21 protein-coding genes and 1 riboswitch are annotated in these 24,090 nt (G+C 72.8%); of the genes, 17 read left to right on the top strand and 4 right to left on the bottom strand.

Translation table 11 applies throughout. The annotated features are described in order from the left end of the window. Positions 1-14: 14 nt before the first annotated feature. The 4 genes from ACFWEP_RS03260 (at position 15) to ACFWEP_RS03245 (ending at position 4,843) form a co-directional block, all read left to right on the top strand. Positions 15-1,130: an FAD-dependent oxidoreductase gene (locus ACFWEP_RS03260; protein WP_387364726.1), complete on the top strand. Its 1,116-nt coding sequence runs from the start codon at positions 15-17 to the stop codon at positions 1,128-1,130. Between the two features lie 5 nt (positions 1,131-1,135). After that, the gene (locus tag ACFWEP_RS03255; RefSeq protein WP_387364723.1) at positions 1,136-2,059 is read left to right on the top strand and encodes an alpha/beta hydrolase; all 924 of its coding nucleotides are present in this window, start codon (positions 1,136-1,138) and stop codon (positions 2,057-2,059) included. A 97-nt stretch (positions 2,060-2,156) separates the two neighbouring features. Then, positions 2,157-3,095 carry an MBL fold metallo-hydrolase gene (locus ACFWEP_RS03250; protein ID WP_387364720.1) on the top strand — a complete coding sequence of 313 codons (939 nt, stop codon included), beginning with the start codon at positions 2,157-2,159 and terminating at the stop codon, positions 3,093-3,095. 17 nt (positions 3,096-3,112) lie between these two features. Then, entirely contained in the window at positions 3,113-4,843 is a 1,731-nt protein-coding gene (locus tag ACFWEP_RS03245) for a CocE/NonD family hydrolase (protein ID WP_387364717.1), read from the top strand. Between the two features lie 36 nt (positions 4,844-4,879). Here the strand turns inward: ACFWEP_RS03245 and ACFWEP_RS03240 are convergent, their stop codons facing one another. Together ACFWEP_RS03240 and ACFWEP_RS03235 are read right to left on the bottom strand one after the other, a co-directional pair. Further along, entirely contained in the window at positions 4,880-5,662 is a 783-nt protein-coding gene (locus tag ACFWEP_RS03240; RefSeq protein ID WP_387364714.1) for a hypothetical protein, read from the bottom strand. 73 nt (positions 5,663-5,735) lie between these two features. Continuing rightward, entirely contained in the window at positions 5,736-6,329 is a 594-nt protein-coding gene (locus tag ACFWEP_RS03235; RefSeq protein WP_387364711.1) for a TetR/AcrR family transcriptional regulator, read from the bottom strand. Between the two features lie 117 nt (positions 6,330-6,446). On the opposite strand from ACFWEP_RS03235, the gene ACFWEP_RS03230 reads away from it, so the two are divergent. The 3 genes from ACFWEP_RS03230 to ACFWEP_RS03220 all read left to right on the top strand — a co-directional run bounded on the left by ACFWEP_RS03230 (position 6,447) and on the right by ACFWEP_RS03220 (position 8,884). Next, the gene (locus ACFWEP_RS03230) at positions 6,447-7,346 is read left to right on the top strand and encodes a hypothetical protein (RefSeq protein ID WP_387364708.1); all 900 of its coding nucleotides are present in this window, start codon (positions 6,447-6,449) and stop codon (positions 7,344-7,346) included. Positions 7,347-7,562: 216 nt separating this feature from the next. Further along, complete coding sequence (locus ACFWEP_RS03225) at positions 7,563-7,910, top strand: TraR/DksA family transcriptional regulator (protein WP_387364705.1); 348 nt, start codon at positions 7,563-7,565, stop codon at positions 7,908-7,910. 191 nt (positions 7,911-8,101) lie between these two features. After that, positions 8,102-8,884: an HNH endonuclease family protein gene (locus tag ACFWEP_RS03220; protein WP_387364702.1), complete on the top strand. Its 783-nt coding sequence runs from the start codon at positions 8,102-8,104 to the stop codon at positions 8,882-8,884. Here the strand turns inward: ACFWEP_RS03220 and ACFWEP_RS03215 are convergent. After that, a complete protein-coding gene (locus tag ACFWEP_RS03215) occupies positions 8,820-9,764 on the bottom strand; it encodes a helix-turn-helix transcriptional regulator (RefSeq protein ID WP_387364700.1) in 945 nt (314 codons plus the stop codon). The genes ACFWEP_RS03220 and ACFWEP_RS03215 overlap by 65 nt on opposite strands. A 161-nt stretch (positions 9,765-9,925) precedes the next feature. Here ACFWEP_RS03215 and ACFWEP_RS03210 point away from each other — a divergent pair, with 161 nt between their 5' ends. Next, on the top strand, positions 9,926-10,699 hold the full coding sequence (locus ACFWEP_RS03210; RefSeq protein WP_387364697.1) for an SDR family NAD(P)-dependent oxidoreductase: 774 nt from the start codon (positions 9,926-9,928) through the stop codon (positions 10,697-10,699). A gap of 349 nt (positions 10,700-11,048) precedes the next feature. On the opposite strand, the gene ACFWEP_RS03205 is transcribed toward ACFWEP_RS03210, so the two are convergent. Continuing rightward, a complete protein-coding gene (locus ACFWEP_RS03205; RefSeq protein WP_387364694.1) occupies positions 11,049-11,828 on the bottom strand; it encodes a hypothetical protein in 780 nt (259 codons plus the stop codon). Between the two features lie 291 nt (positions 11,829-12,119). Here ACFWEP_RS03205 and ACFWEP_RS03200 point away from each other — a divergent pair, with 291 nt between their 5' ends. The 9 genes from ACFWEP_RS03200 to eno all read left to right on the top strand — a co-directional run bounded on the left by ACFWEP_RS03200 (position 12,120) and on the right by eno (position 23,953). Further along, the gene (locus ACFWEP_RS03200; RefSeq protein ID WP_387364691.1) at positions 12,120-14,423 is read left to right on the top strand and encodes an N-6 DNA methylase; all 2,304 of its coding nucleotides are present in this window, start codon (positions 12,120-12,122) and stop codon (positions 14,421-14,423) included. 39 nt (positions 14,424-14,462) lie between these two features. After that, positions 14,463-15,182 (top strand): hypothetical protein, encoded by a 720-nt coding sequence (locus tag ACFWEP_RS03195; RefSeq protein WP_387364688.1) that lies wholly within the window; start codon positions 14,463-14,465, stop codon positions 15,180-15,182. Next, positions 15,179-16,741: a protein kinase gene (locus ACFWEP_RS03190; RefSeq protein ID WP_387364685.1), complete on the top strand. Its 1,563-nt coding sequence runs from the start codon at positions 15,179-15,181 to the stop codon at positions 16,739-16,741. Before ACFWEP_RS03195 ends, ACFWEP_RS03190 begins: the two co-directional genes overlap by 4 nt. A gap of 166 nt (positions 16,742-16,907) precedes the next feature. Beyond that, the gene (locus ACFWEP_RS03185) at positions 16,908-17,624 is read left to right on the top strand and encodes a SurA N-terminal domain-containing protein (RefSeq protein ID WP_387364682.1); all 717 of its coding nucleotides are present in this window, start codon (positions 16,908-16,910) and stop codon (positions 17,622-17,624) included. 25 nt (positions 17,625-17,649) lie between these two features. Further along, positions 17,650-18,633, top strand: coding sequence for a nucleoside triphosphate pyrophosphohydrolase (locus ACFWEP_RS03180; protein WP_387364678.1), 984 nt, complete (start codon positions 17,650-17,652; stop codon positions 18,631-18,633). Then, a complete protein-coding gene (locus tag ACFWEP_RS03175; protein WP_387364675.1) occupies positions 18,626-19,966 on the top strand; it encodes a cytochrome P450 in 1,341 nt (446 codons plus the stop codon). The genes ACFWEP_RS03180 and ACFWEP_RS03175 overlap by 8 nt, the downstream gene beginning before the upstream one ends. A gap of 106 nt (positions 19,967-20,072) precedes the next feature. Beyond that, positions 20,073-21,125 (top strand): transglycosylase family protein, encoded by a 1,053-nt coding sequence (locus ACFWEP_RS03170; protein WP_387364672.1) that lies wholly within the window; start codon positions 20,073-20,075, stop codon positions 21,123-21,125. Positions 21,126-21,415: 290 nt separating this feature from the next. Next, a riboswitch (cyclic di-AMP (ydaO/yuaA leader) is annotated at positions 21,416-21,596 on the top strand. 3 nt (positions 21,597-21,599) lie between these two features. After that, positions 21,600-22,316: a transglycosylase family protein gene (locus tag ACFWEP_RS03165; protein ID WP_387364669.1), complete on the top strand. Its 717-nt coding sequence runs from the start codon at positions 21,600-21,602 to the stop codon at positions 22,314-22,316. A gap of 350 nt (positions 22,317-22,666) precedes the next feature. Beyond that, complete coding sequence (eno, locus tag ACFWEP_RS03160; RefSeq protein WP_266708104.1) at positions 22,667-23,953, top strand: phosphopyruvate hydratase; 1,287 nt, start codon at positions 22,667-22,669, stop codon at positions 23,951-23,953. The last annotated feature ends 137 nt before the right edge of the window (positions 23,954-24,090 follow it).

Raw genomic sequence — 24,090 nt, 5'->3', positions numbered from 1 at the left:
AGAGAGAACCAACGATGCAGCTCTCCGAGATCAAAAACCTCAAGATCGCCGTGGTCGGGGCGGGGTACGGCGGCGCCGCCGCGGCCAAGGCGCTCAGCCTGCTCGGTGCCCAGGTCGACGTCTACGAGCAGGCGAGCCGGATCGGCGAGGTCGGCGCGGGCATCGGCCTGCGCCCTTCCACCATGAACCGCTTCCGCGCCTGGGGAATCTTCGACGCGATCGCCGGGGTCAGCTCGCCGAGCGACTACTTCGAGATCCTCTCCGCCACCGGCGACCCGATCATGAAAGAGGCCTGGCCGGCCGCGGGCGAGCAGGCCCACACCCACCTGATCCACCGCGGTGACTTCATCGACGCCCTCCTCGGTGTACTCCCCGAGGGCATGGTCCACCTCGGCCACAGGCTGGAGAGCCTCCAGGACAGGGGCGACCGCTCCGTCCTCACCTTCGCCGGTGGCAAGGCCGTCGAGGCGGACCTGGTCGTGGGCGCCGACGGCATCAAGTCGGTTGTCCGGCGGCAGCTGTTCAGCGAGAGGGACCCGGTCTTCTCGGGCGAGCACGCCTACCGCACGGTGATCCCAGTCGACGCCGCGCACGGCATGGTCGTCGACGACAACCTCCGCATGTACATCGGCCGCGGCACCAAGATCTACTTGCTGCCGCTGCGCCACCGGGGCCAGGTGTCGTTCGACGTCACCGCCCTGAACCCGGACGGCACCTGGGCGCCCCGGGTCACCAGGGACGACCTGCTCGCCACGGTCGCGGGCTTCGACGAGCGGCTGGTGAACATCGCGCGCGACCTCGACATGGACACCGTGAACGTCCGCGCCGTCTACGACATCGACCCCGTCGACACCTGGCACACGGACTCCGTCGTCCTCGTCGGCGACGCCGCTCACTCGATGCTCCACCACCAGGGCCAGGGCGCCAACTCGGCCATCGAGGACGGCGGCGCGCTCGCCGACGCCCTGCGGGACGCGGACTCCGTGAAGGAGGCGCTGGCCCTGTACCAGGCCACCCGCAAGCCGGTCACCGACGAGTTGCAGCGCATCTCCCGCCAGGGTTGGACCGAGGAAGAGATCAGCGACGTCTTCCCTGGCCAGAAGCCCGCCGCCGCAGCCCCGAAGGAGTGACGGCCATGCCCCTGCACCCCGAGATCGCCAAGATCCTCGCCTCCCTCCCCGCCCCGCCGGACGGGCCGCTCGACCCGGTCGCGATGCGCGCCGCGGAGGAGTCGCAGGTACCGCCCGTCGAGGACCGTACGCCGCTGCACGCGGTGGAGGACGTGACGGCGAAGACGCCCGCCGGAGACGTACCGGTGCGTGTGTACACCCCGTCCGGGGCCGACGAGCACGGCGTGCTGGTCTACTTCCACGGCGGCGCGTTCTTCCTCGGCAGCCTGGAGACGCACGACCACATCGCGCGCTCCCTGGCGAAGGAGACCGGGCTGAAGGTCGTCTCCGTCGGCTACCGCCTGGCTCCCGAAGCGCCCTTCCCGGCCGGTCTGGACGACGCCTACGCGGTCGTGCGCTGGGCCGTCGAGGGGGACGCGGGCCTGGCCTGGGACGGCAGGATCCTGGCCGTCGCCGGTGACAGCTCCGGCGGCACCTTCGCCGCCGCGGTCGCGGCCCGGGCGCACGACGACGGGTTCGACCGGATCACCCACCAGATCCTCTACTACCCCTCGCTCGACCTGGACTTCGACACCGACCGCTACGCATCCCTGCGCGAGAACGCCGAGGGCTACGGCCTGGAGACGGCGGGGCTGAAGCCCTTCAACGCCTTCTACCTCGACAGCGGCGCCGACCCCGCCGACCCGCTGGTGTCACCGGTCAAGCGGACCGACCTCACCGGGCTGCCGCCCGCGCTCGTCGTCACCGGCCAGTACGACCCGCTGCGCGACGAGGGCGAGCTGTACGGGCAGCGACTGCGGGAGGCCGGAGTGGAGGCGAAGGTCAGCCGGTACGACGGCGCCGGCCACGGCTTCGTCCAGCACTTCTCCTGGATTCCGCAGTACTACGCGGTCTTCGCCGAGACGAGAGCGTTCCTCGACGGGCGCTGACCCGGTCCGACGCGGGCCCGGGTAGCGCCGCACGCCCCCGGGAGCGCTGCACGCCCCCGGGCCGCCCCGCACCCGCCCGACCCCAGAAAAGAGGACCATGACCCACGAAGTCCCCATCCACCCCCTGGTGTCGCCCTGGGGCCGGTTCGGTCTGTACAGCTTCTTCATCGACGCGCCCGAACCCGCCGTCGTGGACACCGGCATCGCGTCCTCGCCCGCCGAGGGGATGGCTCCCGCGCTCCGGGCGATCGGACGCCGTATCGAGGACGTGCGCTGGATCCTGCTGACCCACGGCCACATCGACCACGTCGGTGGCGCCCACGCCCTGTGGGAACTCACCGGCCGCCGCGCGAAGGTGGTGATCCACGAGGCCGACGCGCCCCTGCTGCGCTCGCGCCGCGCCCACGTGGAGGAGTACCTCGCGGGAAGGGGGCGGTACCTGGACGACCCCGAGGGCGAGGCGAAGGTGGCCGCCGCCACACGGGCCGTCATCTCCGGTGAGATGGAGCCGTCCGTGCTGGTCACGGGGGGCGAGACGCTCTCCCTCGGCGGCGACGTCACCGTGTCGGTGCACGCCCTGCCGGGCCACACCCCCGGGTCGGTCGCCTACGTCGTCGACGGCCAGCGCTCGGTCTTCACCGGCGACGCCGTCCAAGTGCACGGGGCCGCCAACGGCTTCCCCGGCTACACCGACCCCGACGCCTACCGCACCAGCCTGGAACACCTGCGGGACGAGGTCCGTCCGCGCCACCTCTACCTCGGGCACCCCTACCGCCGCGCCGACGGCACTCCGTACGGCGTCGAACTCGACGAGGCGCAGGCCCGGGAGGCCATCACTCAGAGCCTCGCCGTCGAGGAACGCGTCACCGAGGCGGCCTGCCGCTGCCTGGAGTCCGGCCCGCAGGAGGCCGACTCGCCGTACGCCCCGTTCACCGGGGCGGCCGAGGAACTCGGCTACACCGGCGATCCCTCGCTGGAGCCGTCGCCGTTCTTCACCTCGATGCACGGCTACCGCACGCGCAACCGGAACCTGTGACACAGGAGTTGACACCCATGACCGACTTCCGCACGATCCTGGCCGGCCGGCAGGCGATCGCCGTTCGCAAGGACCTCCGGGTGCCCATGCGCGACGGCGTCATGCTGGCGGCCGACACCTACGGCCCGGTGGACGACACACCCCGCCCCGCCCTGGTGGCCCTCAGCCCGTACGGCAAGGAGCTCCAGGCCCTCGCCCTGACCACGCCCCCGCAGCGCCGCCCGAGCCCGATGTGGGACGGCTGCATCGAGGCGGGCGACATCGCCCGCGTGGTGGGCGAGGGGTACGTCCACGTCATCGGCGACCTGCGCGGTTCCGGCGCCTCCGAGGGCGAGCACATCGGCAACTACAACGCCGGTGGTGTGCCGCTCGGGCAGGACGCGTACGACTTCATCGAGTGGGTCGCGGCGCAGCCGTGGTGCGACGGCAACGTCGGCATGATCGGTATCTCGTACTTCGGATCGATGCAGGTGCTCGCCGCGGCCGAGCGCCCGCCGTCCCTGAAGGCGATCTTCGTCAGCGGCGGCCACTTCGACTTCTACGAGACCACCTACCACGGTGGTGTCATGTGGTTCATGCCGCGCGCCGCCCGCGAGGGCCGCGGCGGCGACTCCGGCTGGGCCTTCACCGACGGCGTCAAGTCCCGCATGCTGGAGACGTTTTCGGCCGAGGAGATCCGCGAGAGGGTCGCCGAGCGGCTCCGCGACCCGGACGTCGCCGCCTGGCCCAACCTGGTCCATGTGCTCAACTACCCGAAGAATCACGAGGCGTGGTTCGACATCGTGATGAACGAGGTCGACGGCGACTGGTACGAGGAGCGCAACCCGGTCACCCTCGCGCCCGCCATCGACGTCCCCGTCTGGCTCCAGATCGACCAGGGCCGCGGCTGGACGATGGACGGCACCATCGAGCTGTACCAGTCGTTGAAGGGCCCGAAGAAGCTGGACATCGGGCCCTATCCGCCGATGCAGTCGCGCCCCTTCGTCGAGGAGCACGACAAGATGTTCCGCTGGTACGAGTACTGGCTCAAGGGCATCGACAACGGGATCATGGACGAGCCCGCCGTCTCCGTCCACGTCGAGGGCACGCGCGAGACCGTTACCGCCGCCCAGTGGCCCCCCAGGGACGTCGAGTACCGCTCGCTGTACTTCCGCCCCCGCCGCACCCTCTCGTACGAGCCCGAGCCGATGGGCGCCGAGCACGCCGCCCCGGACGGCTTCTACCAGGCGCCGCTGACGGTGACCGACCAGGTGGAGATCCTGAGTTGGAGCACGGCCCCGTTCGCCGAGCCCACCGAGATGATCGGCCAGGGCGCGGCCCACCTCTTCGCCGAGATCGACCAGCCCGACACCAACTTCATCCTGCGCCTGTGGGACGAGGCGCCGGGCGGTAAGCGGCAACTCATCACCACCGCCTACCTCAAGGCCTCGCACCGCGAACTCGACGAGGAACGCACCACCGAGGGCGACCCGCACCACCCGCACACCCGCGCCGTGCCGGTCGAGCCCGGGAAGACCGAGGAGTACGTGCTGCGCGTCTACCCGTTCGCGGCGACGTTCCTGCCCGGCCACAGGCTGGTCGTGGAACTCTCCAACGACGAACCGCTGGCCGACGAGCACAACGCGCTCCTGCCGCCGGACGCCTTCCACCTCCCGGTGGGCCGCCCCGTCACCCACAAGATCTACCGCGACGCCGACCACCCGTCCCGGCTCGTGCTGCCGTTCACGAGGGCCGCGTCGGCCCGGTAGTCGCAGGACGCCGCCGCCGAGACCGTTTCGGGTGCCTCAGCCCGTACGGGCAGTGATCCGCCCGGCGACGGAGAAGCGCGCCCCGCAGGTGGGGCAGGCCGCCTCGCCGAAGGCGTACGTCAGGGCGTTCGCCACCTCCGCGTGGCCGTCCGTCAGCGCCATGTCGTAAAGGCGGCGGCCGAGGCCGTCGAGGGCGCCCGGTGCGGCGGGGTGGAGCGGGAGGGTCTGGACGTCGTCCGAGAGGGCGTAGTCCTGATCCGTGCTGAAGAAGCCCCGCTCGCCCACGACCACCCAGACCGGGGCGAGGCACTCCGGATCGGGGCAGTCGAGCTCGTACTCCTCGCCGACGATGCCCCAGAACAGATCCTCCGCCCAGAGGATGTCGCCTTCGAGGTCGAGGAGGGCCTCCAGCAGGTAGCAGTAGTCGCTCCGGTCGGTGGTGGTCCTCCGCAGCCGGCCGGCCGAGGTCACCATGCGGGCGACCTCGGACGCGCGCCGGCTCCGCAGGTCCCGGGTCTCGTGCCGCTGGTCGGCCTGGACGAGGAGAGCGCCGGCGAGATGGAGGGCGGCAGCCGCCGTCCTGGTGTCGTCGCCCCGGGCCATGTCGCTCAGCGCGGTCATGGCCAGCGGATCGGAGACGTTCAGGGTGCCGTTGTGGAAGAGCTCCGTCCACAGGTCGCTCCACGCCTGATCCTCCCGGCCGGTCGCGGCACGGTCCAGCAGGGCGGCCAAGCGGCCGGACCCGGTCCCGCCCACGGGGGAGCCGGGGGAGGCGGGACGGTCGGAGAAAGCGGGGGAGCCGGGGGAAGCCGTCGTCACCCGGTCATCCAAGCACCGGTCTTCCGGGTACCGCGATGCCGGGCCTTCCGCCGGCCTTCCACCCCGCCGGCCCTCAGCTCCCGAAGACCGCCTCCGCGACCGACCGGAACGCGTCCTCGGGGTCGCGGCCGTCCAGGAAGTCCGTCAGGTTGTGGCTCAGCAGCAGCGCGGCGAAGCCGTGGGCCAGGGACCAGGCGGCCACCCCTGTCCGGCGGGCATCCCCTGCGTCGGCCTCGGAACCGTCGGCCGTCAGGCCGGCGACGCCCTCGCGCAGGACGCGGGCGGCCCGTTCCCGGGCGGCGACCAGGGCCGGGTCGTCGGTGCGGTGGAGGCCGGGCTGGAACATCACCTGGAAGTGCGCCGGGTGGGTGGCCGCGAATCTCACGTACCGCGCGCCCCGCTCCCTGAGGTCGGTGACCTCGGAGAGGGAGTCCGCGAAGAGCGTGTACGCCTCCGTCGCCACGGCAGTCAGCAGCCCCGTGCGGTCCTTGAAGTGGTGCGCGGGCGCGGCGTGCGACACCCCGGCGCGGCGGGCCAGGTCACGCAGGCTGAGGGCGGCCGGACCCTCCGTCGCGATGACGTCCACGGCCGCCGCCAGGATCGTCCGGCGCAGGTCGCCGTGGTGGTACGAGGTCTGGTCGCCGCTCACGTCCCGGTCGGTGCTCATGTACGTACCGTACGCCGCATCTAGTCATTGACAAGTTCGTGGAGCGGGTGCACGCTGGCGGCAGGGCATCTAGGCAATGGCTAGATGCCGGGTCGGTCGATCGCGGAGGTGGGGAGCATGTCCGAGGAACTGGGGCGCGTCCGGCAGATGTGGCACCTGCTGGAGCCCTTGCACGCGGTTCTCTATTACGCCCCGGAGGCGTTCGAGGAAGCCGCGGAGCTCGGGTACGGCGTCGAGGAACGCTGGCCGAGCTACTTCGCCTGGCGGGCGGCCCCGGCCGGGGCGTCCGGAGGGGGCGAGCCCACGGCGGAGTACGTCACCGAGGCGTTTTACAGCTTCAGCCCCGCCATGGTGCGTGGGTACGTCCCCGGCGTCTGGGCCACGGCCGGCCCGGAGGCGGTGCTCGCCGCGCGGGTCCGTGCGGTGGACCGTGCGTACCGGGCGCTGCTCGGGACCTGGATCGACGGGCCCGAGGCGGCCGAGGCGGCGGCGCTGGCCCGCCGCGCGGCGGAGGCGGTCACCGCCGACCCGGCCCGCCCGGCGAACGGGCTGCCCCTCGGGGCCGCCATCTCCACCCTTCCCTGGCCGGACGCCCCGCACCTCGTCCTCTGGCACGCGGCCACGATCCTGCGGGAGCACCGGGGCGACGGTCACCTCGCCGCACTCCGGGAGGCCGGCCTCGACCCCGTCGAAGCGCTGGTCTCGTTCGCCGCCGTGGGGGCCGCCCCGGTGGCGGTCTTCGCGAGCCGGGGATGGAGCGAGCGGGAGTGGACGGCCGCCCGCGAGCGACTGGCGGGCCGGGGCCTGCTGGCGGAGGACGGTACGGCGACGGAGGCCGGCCGGGCGCTGCGTACGCAGATGGAACGGCGTACCGACGAGCGGGCCGCCGGACCGTGGCGGGCGCTCGGCGAGCCGGACCGGGCCCGGCTGGCGGAGCTGCTGGGCACCCCGTGGCTGGAGGTCATCGGCTCCGGGCTGCTGCCCGCGGAGAACACGCTCGGCATCGGGAAGATCTGAGGGCCGTCCGTATGCCGGGTGCGGTGCCCTGGCCGAAGGGGGGCGGTGACCGGTGATGAGGGCGTCGGCCGTGTCGGCCGGTGGCCGCGCCGGAATGCGTGACCGGAGTTCCGCGTTCCGTTACGTATGAGTGGTAACTCCGCATCCGTCCCTCTCCCCGGGGCCGACCACGCCCGGTCCGGGGACGGGCTTCCCGGGCCGCCCGGGAAGGACGCCGTGCGCGCGCGCATCGCCGCCGAACGCGCCTCCACGAGCGCGCGGATCGAAGCGCTGCGACGCGACTTCGAAGGGATCGTCGAGGCGAACGCACTGGTGGCCGTGGACGACGAGCACGATCCGGAGGGCTCCAGCACCGCGTTCGAACGGGCCCATGTGGCCGCCCTCCTCGCCCGGGCCGGTGAACAGCTGACGGAGCTGGACCGCGCGCTGGAACGGCTGGACCACGACGCCTACGGCCGGTGCGAGAGCTGCGGCGAGCCGATACCGGCCGCCCGCCTGGAGATTCGGCCGGAGGCGACCCGCTGCGTCGCCTGCGCCCGGACGCGGGGGAAGCGCCGGCGCTGAGACGCCGCAGCACCGGCGCAGGCGACGCCCGCCGCACCGGCGCCGAGGCGCCTGCCGCACCGACGCCGAGGCGCCCGCCGCTCGACTGAGTGACCGTCACCCGGAGCCCCGTACGCCATGAATGGCAGCCGGCGGGGAAGACGTCCGTAGGATTCCCGGGTTCGGCTCTCTCTCCGTCAGGACGGCTGCCAGTGATATCTCTCCGTACGTACCGCGTCGTCCTGCCGGCCCTGAGCGCGGTCGCCGTACTGGCCCTCGCCGGCTGCGACCCGGACGACCTCGCCGCCCCGGAAGGGACACCCGGCGCGGGAGCGAACGACGGCGCGCGGTCCACCGAGGGCTTCGGCGCGAGCCCGCTGGACAACCCCGACGGCACGAAGCCCGGCCTGGCACCGCTCACCAGCGACGCGGACCGGGCCGAGGCGCGGAAGGTCATCGAGAAGGTGCTCACCAAGGGGCGCGGCCCCAAGACCGGTTACGACCGCGACGAGTTCGGCTCGGCGTGGAAGGACACGGTGAACGGCATAGCACTGGCCCGCAACGGCTGCGACACGCGCAACGACCTGCTCAAGCGGGACGGCCAGGAGGTGCGCTTCCGCAGCGGATCGGACTGCGTGGTGGCCTCGCTGACGCTCAAGGACCCGTACACCGGCACGACGATCGCGTGGACCAAGACGAAGGCCACGAAGATCCAGATCGACCATGTGATGCCCCTGTCCTACGACTGGCAGATGGGCGCCTCGCGCTGGAGCGACGCCAAACGCCAGCAGATCGCCAACGACCCGCTCAACCTCATCCCCGTCGACGGCCCCACCAACGGTTCCAAGAGCGACTCCGGGCCCGCCGCCTGGCTGCCGCCGTACAAGCCGATCCGCTGCTCCTACGCGCTCCGCTTCGCCCAGGTCTCGCTCAAGTACGAACTGCCGGTGACCACGGCCGACAAGGCGATGATGCTGAGGCAGTGCGCGGGCTGACGGCTCGGACCCGAGCGGCCGAACGCTCCGGCGCGGCCGCCCCGGCGTCCACGTCCATCGCGTCGGCCAGACCGCGGAAGGCCTTGCCGCCGCCGGTACGGGCCGGGGGGAGGAAGACGAACAGGTGCTGTCCCGGGTCGGGCAACGACAGGACGGTGTAGCCGAAAGGGGCGTCCGGGGCCAGGGCGGGGTGCGGGATGTGGAGGGTGCCCTCGCGGACGGCGGAGGCCCGGTGCTCGGACCAGAGCGCCCCGAACGCGGCACTCGATGCCGACAGACCTGCCACCAGCCGTGCCAGATCCGGGTCGGTCGGGTGGTCGGCGTGGTGGGCGCGCAGCGCCGCGACCAGGTCGGCGCCGACCGAGATGCCGGGGGCGCGATTGCCGGGCAGACGGTCGCCGTAGGGGCAGCAGAAGACCTGCCAGAGCAGATTGCGCTCGTGCGGGAGACGGTTGCCGGGTCCGTTCAGCAGGGCTCCGCCGAGCGGATTCCAGGCGAGCAGGTCGAAACACGGGCCCAGGACGAGGGCGGGACTGTCGGTGAAGGCCGCCAGCAGGGTGCGGGTCGACTCGCTGACGGCGGCGGTACGAGGCGGCGAACGGTGCCCGCGAGGGGCGGCGAGCCGGTGCAGATAGCCGCGCTCCGCGTCCGTGAGCAGCAGCGCCGTGGCCAGGCCGTCGAGGACCGATTCCGTGGGATCCGACTGGCGGCCCTGCTCCAGGCGGGCGTAGTAGTCCGCCGAGATGCCCGCCCGGCCGGCGACCTCCTCGCGCCGCAGACCGGGCGTGCGTCGCCTGGCGCCGGGCGACAGCCCCAACTCGGCCGGTTTCAGGCCGCGTCGGCGGGCACGCAGGAACGCGCCGAGGGGTGTCTCGGTCATGCCGCAACGGTCCCACACGCGCCCGATGGCAACCAGGACCTGACGGGTCCCGGCAGACGGCCGGGGAACGGCGGTACTGGCCGGGCCCCGGGCAGGACCTGGCCGTCCGAGGATTCCCCGGACCCTTCACACCCGGGCCCGACCGCCGCAGGCTCTCACCCATGGGACTTCTCGACGACAAGGTCACGATCATCACTGGTGCCGGGCGGGGTGTCGGCGCGGCAGCGGCCCGGGTGTTCGCGGCGGAGGGGGCGCTGCTCGTGTTGGTGGCCCGCTCCGGAGACGAGATCGGCGCACTGGCCGCCGAGTTGAGGAAGGGGGGCGCGCAGGCCGTGGCGGTGCCCGGCGACGTGCGTACCGAGCGGGGAGCGGAGGACGCGGTACGGGCGGCGCTGTCCGAATTCGGGTGCCTGGACGCCGCCTTCGACAACGCGGGCGCCGGGCCGGCACCCGCGCCGCTCGCAGACCGTACGGAAGAGGAGTGGGACGAGGTGCACGCGCTGAACCTGCGTGGCACCTGGCTGTGCCTGCGTGCACAGTTGCGCGAGATGGCCCGGGCGGGCCGGGGCGGCTCGATCGTCGTCAACAGCAGCGTGGGCGGCCTCGTGGGCGGCTTCGGCGACGGAGTCCAACAGGCGGCCAAACACGGCCTGATCGGGCTGGTGAAGGCCGCCACCGCGGACTACGCGCACCACGGCATCCGTACGAACGCCATCGCGCCGGGGGTGACCCGGACCTCAGCCACGGAGGGCTTCTTCGCCGCGGGTCCCGCCTTCGCCGAAATGGTCTCCCGCGTCACGCCGTTGGGTCGTGTCGCCGAGCCGGCGGAGTTCGCCCAGGCAGCAGCCTGGCTGCTCAGCGACCGGGCCTCCTACGTGGCCGGGGCCACGCTCCCCGTGGACGGAGGGCTCACGGCGACACGGAGCTTCGTCTGAGCGGGCCGGTCCGAGTGGGCGGGTGCCGGCGCGCGCGGGTGTGCGGGGCCCGCGGGTTCGCGTGTGCGAGGGGTCGAGGGGGCGAGGGGTCGAGGGGGATGGGAGGGCGCGGCCCCGGGTGAACGGGCGGCGCCGAGCCCCCCGGCCCGGCGCTGCCCGTCCCGGACGCCCCCCGACGCCCGCCCCCGTCCCGGGCGCCCCCGGCGCCCACCCCCGTCCCGGACGCCCCCGACGCCCGCCCCCGCCCCGGACGCCCCCGACGCCCGCCCCCGCCCGGCGCGTCCCCCCGAGCGCACCGGGCCGTTTTCGATGCCCGGATGCCCGGATGCCCGGATGCCGGACGCCCGGCTCAGCCGACGTCCACCATGTCCTTCGCGGCCGGCTTCTCCGCCACGACGGGCTTGTCGAAATCGGAGAAGGTCATCGTCATCGGCTCGTCGCCGCCCGTGGAGCTGACCTGGAGGAGCTGCGGGTCACCCTCGGTGGAGACCAGGACCGAGTAGGTCTCCTCGCCGTCCTTCTCGGTCAGGCGGAGGGCGGGAGTGCCGTCGAGGGTCGTCGTGCCCGCCTTCTTCGCCTCGGTGTCGCCTCCCTCGAACTCCGAGAGCAACGACTTCAGGTCACAGAACCCGATCATGTCCTTGGTGTCCGGGTCGGAAGCCTTCTCGGCCATCCAGTGGTCGGCGACCATGTCCACCGTGGCCTGTATGTCCGCCTCGGACTCGCCCTCGGACTGAGCGCGCAGCATCGTCTCGTCGAGCTTCATGTAGACGGTCTCGGCGATCTTGATGATGGACATCGAGCCGCCGGCTCCCATGTCCGTCGTGCCGGCGCACCGGGCGCCGTCGACGGTGGTGGAGAAATCGGCCTTCATGGGGGCGTCGGTCGACCGCATGTCGACCGAGAGGCGCAGGGAGGTCGCCTTGTGGATGTTCTTGAACGCCGCGCTGATGACGTCGGGGCCCGACATGTCCGCGAACGGCTCCTTCTCCGCCGGGGCGGCCGAGGAAGCGGCGCCGCCCTTCTTCGCGTCCGTGGCGGTGTCGCCCCCCTCGCTGCCGCAGGCGGCAAGGGTGAGCACGGAGAGGGTGCAGACGGCGGCAGCTGCGGTACGCGCGACTCGGCGCATGGCGGTACTCCAGGAGAAGTCAGAAAGAAGAGGGGGACGGGAGAGAAAGGGGGCGCCGACGCCCGGCGGTACCCGGGCAGGCGGGTTTCTCCGGACCGTTCGCACCGGTGGACTCCACCGGTGCGGGCACAGCCCCATCACAGCAGAGCTTGTGAACCGAGTCAACCAGCGTTTCTGTGAACAACGGCAATTCGCCTGTGAATCGATCGGTGCGGTGCGCGTCGGTATGCTCGCCTGCACAGCGCGGACGGTGGCGCGAACGGTGACGGTTCGGACCAGGGAGACAGCACAGTGCCGGAGAACGCCTCTGAGGTGACCGCGGCCGGGATCGCCCGCCTGGCCGGAGTCGGGCGGGCCGCCGTCAGCAACTGGCGCCGCCGCCACGCGGACTTCCCCAAGCCGGTCGGCGGCACGGAGACCAGCCCCTCCTTCGCGCTCGCCGACGTCGAGGAGTGGCTCCGGGGCCAGGGGAAGCTGGCCGAGGTGCCGCTCCGGGAGCGTGTCTGGCAGCAGCTCTCCGGCCACCCGGCCGGGGCCGTCACCGCCCTGATCCACGTGGGCTGCGCCCTGCTGCTCGTGCGCGACCGGCCCACCGACTGGCTGGAGTTGGTGGCGGTCTCGGACGAACGCGTCGCCCGCCTGCTGCCCGACGCCCTCGCCCCCGTACTCGAAGCCCGGTTCGGGCCCCAGGTCCCGGCCGGTGCCGAGGGCGCCGCGCCGTCGGCGGTCCGGGCCGTCCGGGTGCCCGGGCCGGAGGCGCTGCGACCGTCCGTACCGCTGCTCCGCGGGGCCGCCGCGCTGGCGGCGGAGTCCGGGGCGGGCCAGGCCTTCGAGTTCCTGTTCGGCCGCCAACTGGACGCCAATCCACGGCAGTACACGCTCACCCCGCCCGAGCTGGCCGCACTCATGGCCGACCTGGCCCTTCAGGGCGAAGGGCCCGGCCGTGCGCCCGGGAAGGCGCCTGCTCCCGTCGTCCTGGACCCCGCTTCCGGGACCGGGGCGCTGCTGCGGGCCGTCGGCAGGCCCGCCGCCCTGCACGCGCAGGAGGCCGACCCCGACCTCGCGGCGCTCACCGCGCTCCGCCTCGCCCTGGGTGTCGGTGGTGGCGCGGACCAGGGGGCGCCGGAGCCCGTGGTGCGCACGGGGGACACCCTGCGCGCCGACGCCTTCCCGAAGCTGGCGGCCGACGTGGTGCTCTGCCACCCGCCGTTCAACGAACGCAACTGGGGCCACGACGAGTTGGCCTACGACCCCCGGTGGGAGTACGGCTATCCGGCCCGTGCCGAGTCCGAACTCGCCTGGGTCCAGCACGCGTTGGCCCGGCTGCGCCACGGCGGCACCGCCGTGCTGCTGATGCCGCCGGCCGCGGTCTCCCGCCGCTCCGGCCGCCGCATCCGTGCCGACCTGCTGCGCCGGGGCGCACTGCGGGCCGTCGTCGCGCTGCCCGCCGGAGCCGCCCCGCCGTACGGCATCCCGCTGCACCTGTGGATCTTGCGCAAGCCGGACCACGGCGTGCAGCCCACGCCCGAGCTCCTCCTCGTCGACACGGCCGAGTCCCCCGACCCGGCGGCGGGCGCCCCTGGTGCCGCCGGAGGAGGCGGCACCGGAAGCCTCGCGGGAAGCGGACGCGAGCGGATCGACTGGCCCGCCGTCCGGCGTACGGTCCTGGACGCCTGGCGCGCGTTCGCCACCGCCGGTCGCGGATCCGGCGCCCCCGCCGCGCCGGGCGGCCCGCCGACCGCCGGGACCACCGCCCCGCCCGCCTCGGGGCCGAGCCGGGCCGTGCCCGTCATCGACCTCCTCGACGACGACGTCGACCTCACCCCCGCACGCCACCTGCCCCGGCCCTCCACCGCCGGGGGTGCGGCGGAACTCGCCGACGTACGGGACAGGTTGACCGACGAACTGCGGCTCACCCTCCGGCTGACCCCGCCCTCCGCCGGCCTGGTCGAGCCCGCCTCCCGGCCGTTCACCACCCTCGGTGAACTCGCCCGCGCGGGCGCGCTCCGGCTCAGCACCGGCGGCTCCGGCGGCGGCCGGGGGCCCGTCCTCACCGAACACGACGTCCTCGGCAACACCCCGCCCAGCGGCGCTCCCGCCGGCCCCGCCCAGGAGTCCGAGACCCTCGCCTTCCTCGCGACCGGGCCCGCCTCCGCGAGCGCCACCGGTGCGGCGGGGCCCGCCGACGACGCGGTCGTCCTGCGCACGGGGGACGTCGTCGTCCCCGTGCTCGGCGGCGGCTCGGTCGTCCGGGTCGTGGACGAGGCGACCGCCGGTGCCGTGCTCGGCCGCAACCTCCAACTGCTGCGCCCCGATCCGGCCGTGCTCGACCCGTGGTTCCTCGCCGGATTCCTGCGTGGCACGGCCAACAACCGCCGTGCCAGCAGCCACGCCTCCACCGCCTCGCGGCTCGACGCCCGCCGTATCCGGCTGCCCCGGCTCCCGCTGGACGAACAGCGCCGGTACGGTGAGCAGTTCCGCGCCCTCGCCGCCTTCGAGGACGCGCTGCGCACGGCGGGCCGACTCGGCGGGCTGCTGGTCCAGGGCATGTACGACGGACTCACGGACGGGACGGTGTCCCCTTCAGTGAGCTGAGTCACGTCCGTTGTGCACAACCAGGGAACGGCCGCACGCGTGGGTGTATACGCTCGCACCACACATCCGCCCATCGCCTCCCGGGAGCGGCACATGCACGGCTACGGCTATCCGCCGGAGCTTCCCCCGGCGCGCCCGTCCTCGGCGACGCTGACGGTCCTGCGCGTGGTCTTCGTGGCACTGACCGTGCTGAGTTGCGGCTTCCTGGCATGGACGGCGATGCTGCGGCTGGCCATCGTGACCCGGCGCCCGCGCGACTGGGGGCTGTTCGTCCTGTCCGTCGTGCTCACCGTCGGACTCGGCGTCTACCTGGACGTGCTCCCCAGCGCCGAGGACGAGATGACGGACAACCAGGCGTTCGCCCTGATCGGCTGGATCCTGGCCCTCCTCGGCGGCGTCACCTGGTACTACCTCTTCGCCGACATCCGGCACTTCGGCCCGAACGGCCCCGGGGCCCTCGCGGCCCGCGCGCGGGCCACCCCCGGCTACCCGTCCGCAGGCCCCGCCCAGGGGTACGGCTACCCGCCGGCCACCACCCCCCAGCACCGGACGCCCCCCTACGGCGCACCGCCCGTCACCCCTCACCCGCAGGGCCCCGCCGCGCCCTACCGAGCCGTCCCGCCGCAGCCGCAGCCCACCCCGCAGCCGCAGCCCACCCCGCCCCCGCGGCGCCCCGGCCCGCCCCAGCGGCTCGACCAGGTCCGCGCCGAGCTGGACGAGCTGAGCGACTACCTGCGCAAGGAGGGTGAGGGCCGGTGAGCGGACGCGTCGTCGCCGGGCGGTACGCCCTCGCCGCGATCCTCGGCCAGGGCGGCATGGGCCAGGTCTGGACGGCGTACGACCAGCGGCTCGACCGCCGGGTCGCGGTGAAGCTGCTGCGACCCGACCGGATGGGCGTGCCCGGCGGCCGGGAGGAAGCCGAGGAGATGCGCCGCAGGTTCGCCCGGGAGTGCCGGGTGACCGCGCAGGTCGACCACCCCGGACTGGTGACCGTCCACGACGCCGGGGGCGACGGCGACGACCTCTTCCTCGTCATGCAGTACGTCGAAGGCTCCGACCTCGCCGACCACCTCGCCGAGCACGACCCCTACCCGTGGCCCTGGGCCGTGGCGGTCGCCGCCCAGCTCTGCGCGGTGCTCAGCGCCGTGCACGCGGTGCCGATCGTCCACCGCGACCTCAAGCCCCGCAACGTCATGGTCCGCCCCGACGGCACCGTCACCGTGCTCGACCTCGGCGTCGCCTCCGTGCTGGACACCGACACCACCCGGCTCACCCACACCGGCTCCCCGATCGGCTCCCCGGCCTACATGGCGCCCGAGCAGGCGATGGGCGGCGCGGTCGGCCCGTACACCGATCTGTACGCACTCGGCGTGCTGCTGCACGAGCTGCTCAGCGGGGACGTGCCGTTCTCCGGGTCCACCGCCCTCGGCGTGCTCCACCGCCACCTCTACGAACCCCCGCTGCCGGTCCGGAACCTGAGGGCCGACGTGCCCGAGCAGTTGGAGGCCCTCGTCCTGCGGCTGCTCGCCAAGGACCCGCAGGCCCGTCCCGGCTCCGCCCAGGAGGTGTACGAGGCCCTCGCCCCGCTGCTGCCGGCGCACGGGACGCCCGCCGGGCCGCTCGATCCGACCCGACCGTTCCTCCGCCCGCACGCCCCCTGGCCCGACCGGGCGACCGCCCCCGCTCCCGTGACGGCCGGCGGCTTCGGCCCGCCGCCCGTACCCGCCCAGCGTCCGGCGTCCGGCCGGGCGGACGTGGCGCGCGCCGTGGACGAGGTCAAGCAGCTCCTCGGCGAGGGCCGGATCACCCAGGCCGTGGACATCCTGGGCTCCATCCTGCCGACCGCCGCCGCCGAGCACGGCGAGCGCTCACCCGTCGTCCGCATCCTGCGCAAGCAGTACGCGGCGACGCTGATGGACGACGGCCAGTACCGCCGCGCCCTGCCCGAACTGCGGCGCCTCGCCGACGACCGCGCCTCCGAAGCGGGCCCCGGCGACCCGCAGACGCTCCAGTACCGCTACGACGCCGCCCAGTGCCTGGAGCAGCTGGGCGAGACGGCCGCCGCGCTCAACGAGTACCGCGCGGTCCTTCCGTACTACGAGAACGTCTACGGAGCCGTCGCCACCGACCCCGGCCGGGCTTTCGACATCCGCCACCGCATCGGTCTGCTGCTGCTCGCGGTCGGCGACCACACCGCCGGCCGGGCCCAACTCCAGGCCCTGCTGTACGACACCGAGCGCTCCTACGGCCCGCACCACCCGCTCCCCGCCGAACTCCGCCGTCAGCTGACGCACCAGCGGGACGTACGCGGCGGCTGAGGCCGACGCCGAGCACGGCCGGGGCGGACACCCCCCGACGGCACCACATCCCCAACTCGTCCCGAATCGTTGGTCGAACCAGTGGCCCCCATGGCCGCCACTGCCTAACATCGATCACCGCAAGGCTTTGTGCACTGATGCACAAACTCTCATCGGGAGGCTCCCTTTGCACCGCCGTCGTCGCACCGCGCTCACCCTCTCCGCCGCACTCCTGCTCTCCGCGCCCGTCCTCACCGCCTGCGGCGGCGAGGCCCATCCCGGCGCCGCCGCGATCGTCGGAGGGCAGCGGATCGAGGTCTCCACCCTCCAGGCGGACGTCGCCGAGGTGCGCGGCGCGCAGCAGAACTCGCCGCAGTCCGCCCAGCTGGTGAAGGGGTCCGGACAGCTCCCGCGTGCCGCCCTGCACCGGCTGATCTTCGGACAGGTCCTCGACAAGGCGGCCGAGGACGCCGGGGTGACCGTCAGCCGCAAGGAGCTCCAGCAGGTCCACCAGACGGCCGTCGCCCAGTACGGCGGCGAGGACGAGCTGGCCGCGACCCTCCTCCAGGAGCGCTGGATCTCCCCGGAGCAGATCGACGGCGACCTCCGCCAGGAGGTCCAGCTGCCGAAACTGGCGGCCTCGCTCGGCGCGGACCTCCAGACCCAGGAGGGCACCCAGAAGGTGACCGAGGCGCTCACCAAGGCGTCGAAGTCGCTGCACATCGACGTCAACCCGCGCTACGGAGCCTGGGACGACCAGCAGATCCGCCTCGGTACCTACGAGTCCCCCTGGCTCGCCAAGGCCACCGGCGCCGACGACGCGACGTCCGGAGGGGACGGCGCCGGAGGCGACGGCAGCGGGCAGGACGGCTCCGGGCAGACGGACACCGCCCCGGCGGGCTGACACGCCGCCGGGGTAGGTTCGACGGGTGAACGCTGAAGCACCCGGCCGGGTCGTCCTCCTCACCGCCAGCCACCGAGTCGCCCCCGGACTGCTGTCCTGGCCCGCCTGGCAGACGTTGCGCACCGCCGACCGCGTCCTGTGCGGCGCCCCCGACCACGTGCAGCTCCCCTACCTGCGCGAGGCGGGCGTCACCGTCGAGCACACCGAGCCGACCGCCGAGGAACTCGTCGACGCCTGCGCCGGTGACCGGACCGTGGTGGTGCTGGTCGGCGGTGAGGGCGATCAGCGGCTCACCGACGGACTCGCCCGCCTCGGCGGCTCCGGCCGGGTACGGATGCCGGACCTGGAGCTGCTCCCCGGTTCGTACGACCTGCCGGGCGCCCGCCTCCTCGACCTCGTCCAGGTCATGGACGTGATCCGCCGCGACTGCCCGTGGACCTCGACGATGACGCACCGGGGGCTCGCCAAGTACGCCATCGAGGAGACGTACGAGCTGGTCGAGGCGATCGAGGACGGCGACCGCGACGAACTCCGCGAGGAGCTCGGGGACGTCCTCCTCCAGGTCGTCTTCCACGCCCGGATCGCCGAGGAGGACACCCAGGCGCCCTTCTCCGTCGACGACGTGGCGGGCACCCTGGTGGAGAAGCTGATCCGCCGCCACCCGCACATCTTCGGCGACGCGACCGCGAAGACCCCGGAGGACGTCCGTGCGCACTGGCTGCGCACCAAGGCGGTCGAGAAGCGACGCGACTCGGTCACCGAGGGCGTCCCGCTCGGTCAGCCCGCCCTCGCCCTCGCGGCGAAGCTCGGCGGCCGGGTCCGCGGTTCCGGCCTGGAGGTCGCCCCGCCCACCGGCGACACCCTCGGCTACGAACTGCTCGCCCTCGCCGTCCGCGCCGAGGCCGAGGGCGTCGACCCGGAAGCCGCCCTGCGCGCCGCGGCCCGCGCCTACCGCGACGCGATCCTCGCGGCGGAGGGCGCGGACACTCCGGGCACCGACGATGAGTGACCGGCCGGTGGACGACAGCCCCGTGGAACCCGGCCCCGGCGCGCCCGCCGGCTGCCCCGCGCACCGCGCGAGCGCCGCCCCCGAACTCTTCACCTGGGAGTTCGCGACCGACCCGTACCCCGCGTACGCCTGGCTCCGCGAGCACAGCCCGGTGCACCGGACCACGCTGCCCAGCGGGGTCGAAGCCTGGCTGGTCACCCGGTACGCGGACGCCCGTCACGCCCTCGCCGACAACCGGCTCTCCAAGAACCCGGTCCACCACGCCGGGTCTGCGCACGCCAAGGGGAAGACGGGGATTCCGGGGGAGCGCAAGGCCGAGTTGATGACCCATCTGCTCAACATCGACCCGCCCGACCACACCCGGCTGCGCCGGCTCGTGTCCAAGGCGTTCACCCCGCGCCGGGTCGCGGAGTTCGCGCCCCGGGTGCAGGAGCTGACGGACCGGCTCATCGACCGGTTCGTGACCGAGGGCAAGGCCGACCTCATCCACGAGTTCGCGTTCCCGCTCCCCATCTACGCCATCTGCGACCTGCTCGGGGTGCCCGAGGAGGACCAGGACGACTTCCGGGACTGGGCGGGCATGATGATCCGCCACGGCGGCGGACCACGCGGCGGAGTGGCGCGCTCGGTGAAGCGGATGCGCGCCTACCTCGCCGAACTCATCCACCGCAAGCGGGAGAACCCGGGCGACGACCTGATCTCCGAACTCATCCGCACCAGCGACCACGGCGAGCACCTCACGGAGAACGAGGCCGCCGCGATGGCCTTCATCCTGCTGTTCGCCGGCTTCGAGACGACGGTCAACCTCATCGGCAACGGCACCCACTCCCTGCTCCGCCACCCCGAGGAGCGCGCCCGCCTCCAGGCGTCGCTGGAAGCGGGGGAGGAGGAGCTGCTCGCCACCGGCGTCGAGGAGCTGCTCCGCTTCGACGGCCCGGTGGAGCTGGCCACCTGGCGGTACGCCACCGAACCGCTGACCCTCGGAGGCGAGGAGATCGCGGCCGGGGATCCCGTGCTCGTGGTCCTCGCGGCGGCCGACCGCGACCCCGCGCGCTTCGAGGACCCCGACGTGCTCGACCTCGCCCGGCGTGACAATCAGCACCTCGGCTACGGCCACGGCATCCACTACTGCGTGGGTGCGCCGCTCGCCCGGCTGGAGGGACGGACCGCCCTCGCCACCTTGTTGAGACGTCTCCCTGACCTGCGTCTTGCGGGAGAAACGGCCGATTTGCGGTGGCGTGGAGGGCTCATCATGCGTGGACTGCGCACCCTTCCGGTGGAGTTCACGCCGGGACCGGCGCTCGGTGAAAGTGACGCTCCGTCAACACTGTGATGTTCACGTGATCTGCGAGGCATCGACTTGTGACACACGTTCGAGTCCCGCTAGGTTCACGGTTCGACGCATCAGTTCACCCGTCAGTCACACGGAAGGCACTCCCATGGGCTCCGCGAACGGCAGACACCGCCGCCCTCGCCAGGCACCCGCCATCGTCGTCGCAGCCGGCGTGACAGGCTCCGCCCTCGCGATTCCGCTGCTCGCCGCGGGCAGCGCCGGCGCGGCGGACGCGAACACCTGGGACAAGGTCGCCGAATGCGAGAGCGGCGGCACCTGGAGCGCGGACTTCGGCAACGGCTACTACGGCGGACTGCAGTTCTCCCAGGAGACCTGGTCCGCCTACGGCGGTACGGACTACGCGCAGCGCGCGGACCTCGCCAGCCGCACCCAGCAGATAGCCGTGGCGGAGAAGGTGCTCGACGCCAAGGGCCCGCAGGCGTGGCCCGGGTGCGCGGTGATCTCCGGGCTGGCGCCCGCGGGCACCCCCATCGGCGTCGACCCCGGCTCCACGGACGCGGGTGCCTCGGCCGGCACGATCCCGGACGCGGACGGCGCACCCGTCTCCACCGGCACCACGGAGTCGACGGGCACCTCCGGTTCCACCGGGGCCTCGGACTCCGGCACCACCACCGGCAGCAGCGCCACGCCGGGCCCCGACGCCTCCGTGACCCCCTCGCCCTCCGGCTCGGCCACCCCGGGCGCCACCACGCCCGGCAAGAGCGGTGCGAAGGGCGGCGCGACGGACGCGGCGACCGCTGACACCGCGACGGGCGGCAAGCACCGCGGGACGCCCGACCCGGCCGAGGCCGCCGCCGCCGACGCGTCGCGCGACACCGGCCGGCACGCCTCGCGCGGGGACGGCGAAGCGCGCGACGACGCGACGCTCGCGACGGACGGGACGTACACGGTCCAGTCCGGCGACAACCTCTGGGCGATCGCCGACGCGCAGAACCTCTCCGACGGCTGGACCGAGCTCTACCAGGCCAACGAGAGCGTGATCGGCTCCGACCCCGACCTGATCCTGCCCGGCCAGGAGCTCGACCTGAGTACGGCGGCGGCCCCCGCGGCGACCGACACCGCTGCGGCCGCGTCGGACACCACCTCCGACACGCCGGAGACCGTTCCCGACACGGCGGAGACCGCTCCCGCCAACTGATCCAATTCGGGAAAACACCCCAAAAAGAGGGGCAGTTAAGGGGCCTATGTCCACTTTTGCGAAAGTGAGACATGGGTCTCTTCGCTGTTCCGGCGTGTCGCGGTCGCCGAGGTTCGCGGATGTCCGCTTTGACCTGCGAAAACGGTTATCCGGGCGTGACCAGTAAGGTCTGATTGTCGTATATGTCCATCATTGAATGTGGGGGTTCCCTCTGTTTACGGTCAGAACCGCTCGCACCGCGGGCCCCGTCGACCGTCACGCCGAATCCTGCCGTCGGTCGAAGGGAACAGACGCGTAAAGCGCCGTAGGCAGGAGCGGGGGACCCAGGTAAGCCGCCGGTATCGGACGGCCCGTCGGAAGCGACGGGCGACCGGGACCGGCTAGGGGTTAAGCCACACGCAAGGACGTGTGGCCGGGCACTCATTGGCCCGAACCCGACAGCTCACCTCGTAGGCGTCGGTGAGGAGACGTTCCATGCTGCTGTCCAGCAACGGTAAGCACCGCCGCTCGTCCAAGGCCGTCCGTGTGGCCACGCTCGCCGGCGTCGCCGGTGCCGCCATCGCCCTCCCGCTGATGGGCGCCACCAACGCTTCCGCCGCCTCCGTCGCCACCTGGGACGCCGTCGCCCAGTGCGAGTCCGGTGGCAACTGGTCCATCAACACCGGCAACGGTTACTACGGCGGTCTGCAGTTCTCGCAGTCCAGCTGGGCCGCCGCCGGCGGTACGAAGTACGCCCCCCGCGCCGACCTGGCGACCAAGGAGCAGCAGATCGCCACCGCCGAGGTGCTGCTCGACCTGCAGGGCCCGGGTGCCTGGTCCTGCGCCGGTGCCGGCAACCTCACCAACGACGGTGTCGACCCGGGCGTCGACACGGGCTCCTCCGCGAGCACCGGCTCGACCGCGACCGACGACAGCGCCGCCACGGCGACGCCGGACCGCGCCACCGACTCGCAGACCGCCTCCCGCAGCGAGGAGCGCCCTGCCGCGAAGTCCGAGACCGTCACCACGCCGACCGGCGACAAGGTGGAGAAGGGTGACGGCGAGTACAAGGTCGTCACCGGCGACACCCTCAGCACCATCGCCGAGAAGCAGGGCGTCAAGGGTGGCTGGCAGAAGCTCTTCAAGCTGAACCACGACATCGTCGAGGACGCCGACCTCATCTTCCCGGGTCAGCAGCTCCACCTGAAGTAATCACGAACCACTCCTCCCCGGAACGGGGGTGTCCGGCGGCACCCCTTTCCCACTCCCTGGCCCGGCGCGCACTCCCCCCGCGTGCCGGGCCAGGGCCTTTTCCGGCGCCGGTGCGGGTGCGCGCCCGCGGGTGGCGTACAGGTGGAGCGGGGGAGGAGCGTGCCGCGCACCCCGCTGTACCGCGGGCCGCCGACCCCCGTACCGCCGGACGTTATGTTCCGTACGGAAACAATGTGTAGGCTCGCCGTGTCACTGGACGGACGGTCGGCTGGCCGATGTCCTGTGTCCGGTTAGGCTCTAGTCGCCAGGCTCAAGAGCCCCGCACAGTCAGCGTCACATCCCAGAAGGAGATGCTCGTGCCGTCCATCGACGTCGTCGTAGCCCGGGAAATCCTCGACTCGCGGGGTAACCCCACCGTCGAGGTCGAAGTTGGTCTCGACGACGGCAGCACGGGCCGTGCTGCCGTTCCGTCCGGCGCCTCCACCGGCGCGTTCGAGGCCGTCGAGCTTCGCGACGGCGACCCCAAGCGTTACCTGGGCAAGGGCGTGGAGAAGGCCGTCCTCGCCGTCATCGAGCAGATCGGCCCGGAGCTCGTCGGCTACGACGCCACCGAGCAGCGCCTGATCGACCAGGCGATGTGCGACCTGGACGCCACGGAGAACAAGGGCTCGCTCGGCGCCAACGCCATCCTCGGCGTCTCGCTCGCCGTGGCCCACGCCGCTTCCGAGGCCGCCGACCTCCCGCTCTTCCGCTACCTCGGCGGCCCGAACGCGCACCTGCTGCCCGTTCCGATGATGAACATCCTGAACGGTGGGTCGCACGCCGACTCCAACGTCGACATCCAGGAGTTCATGATCGCCCCGATCGGCGCGGAGTCCTTCTCCGAGGCCCTTCGCTGGGGTGCCGAGACGTACCACACGCTGAAGAAGGTCCTGAAGACCAAGGGCCTCTCCACCGGTCTCGGCGACGAGGGCGGCTTCGCCCCGAACCTCGAGTCCAACCGCGCCGCGCTCGACCTCATCGTCGAGGCCATCAAGGAGGCCGGCTTCGTCCCCGGCCGTGACATCGCGCTCGCGCTCGACGTCGCCGCGTCCGAGTTCTACAAGGACGGCAAGTACGAGTTCGAGGGCAAGTCCCGCTCGGCCGCCGAGATGACCGAGTACTACGAGGAGCTCGTCTCCGCGTACCCGCTGGTCTCCATCGAGGACCCGCTGTACGAGGACGACTGGGCCGGCTGGAAGGTCATCACCGACAAGCTCGGCACCAAGGTGCAGATCGTCGGCGACGACCTCTTCGTGACCAACCCCGAGCGCCTCGCCCGTGGCATCGAGGAGGGCTCGGCCAACGCCCTGCTCGTCAAGGTCAACCAGATCGGTTCGCTGACCGAGACCCTGGACGCCGTCGAGCTCGCGCAGCGCAACGGCTTCAAGTGCATGATGTCCCACCGTTCCGGTGAGACCGAGGACGTCACCATCGCCGACCTCGCCGTCGCCGTGAACTGCGGTCAGATCAAGACCGGCGCCCCGGCCCGCTCCGACCGCGTCGCCAAGTACAACCAGCTGCTGCGCATCGAGGAGATCCTCGACGACGCCGCGGTGTACGCCGGCCGCTCGGCGTTCCCCCGCTTCAAGGGCTGATCCACTGCCCGTGAGGGCACCAGCCTCCGTCCGTCCCCGCACTCGGTCCCGTACCGCGGGGGGGGGCCGGCCTGCGGGAGGGGGGGGGATGAAAAATGCCGTGTAAGACCCCCACCCGGTGGACAACCCGCACCGGC

The sequence above is a fragment of the Streptomyces sp. NPDC060198 genome, assembly GCF_042728415.1.
In the GTDB taxonomy this organism is placed as follows: Bacteria; Actinomycetota; Actinomycetes; order Streptomycetales; family Streptomycetaceae; genus Streptomyces.
The sequence above is the reverse complement of the archived record's forward strand: the minus strand, read 5'-3'. Positions and strand labels throughout refer to the sequence as shown.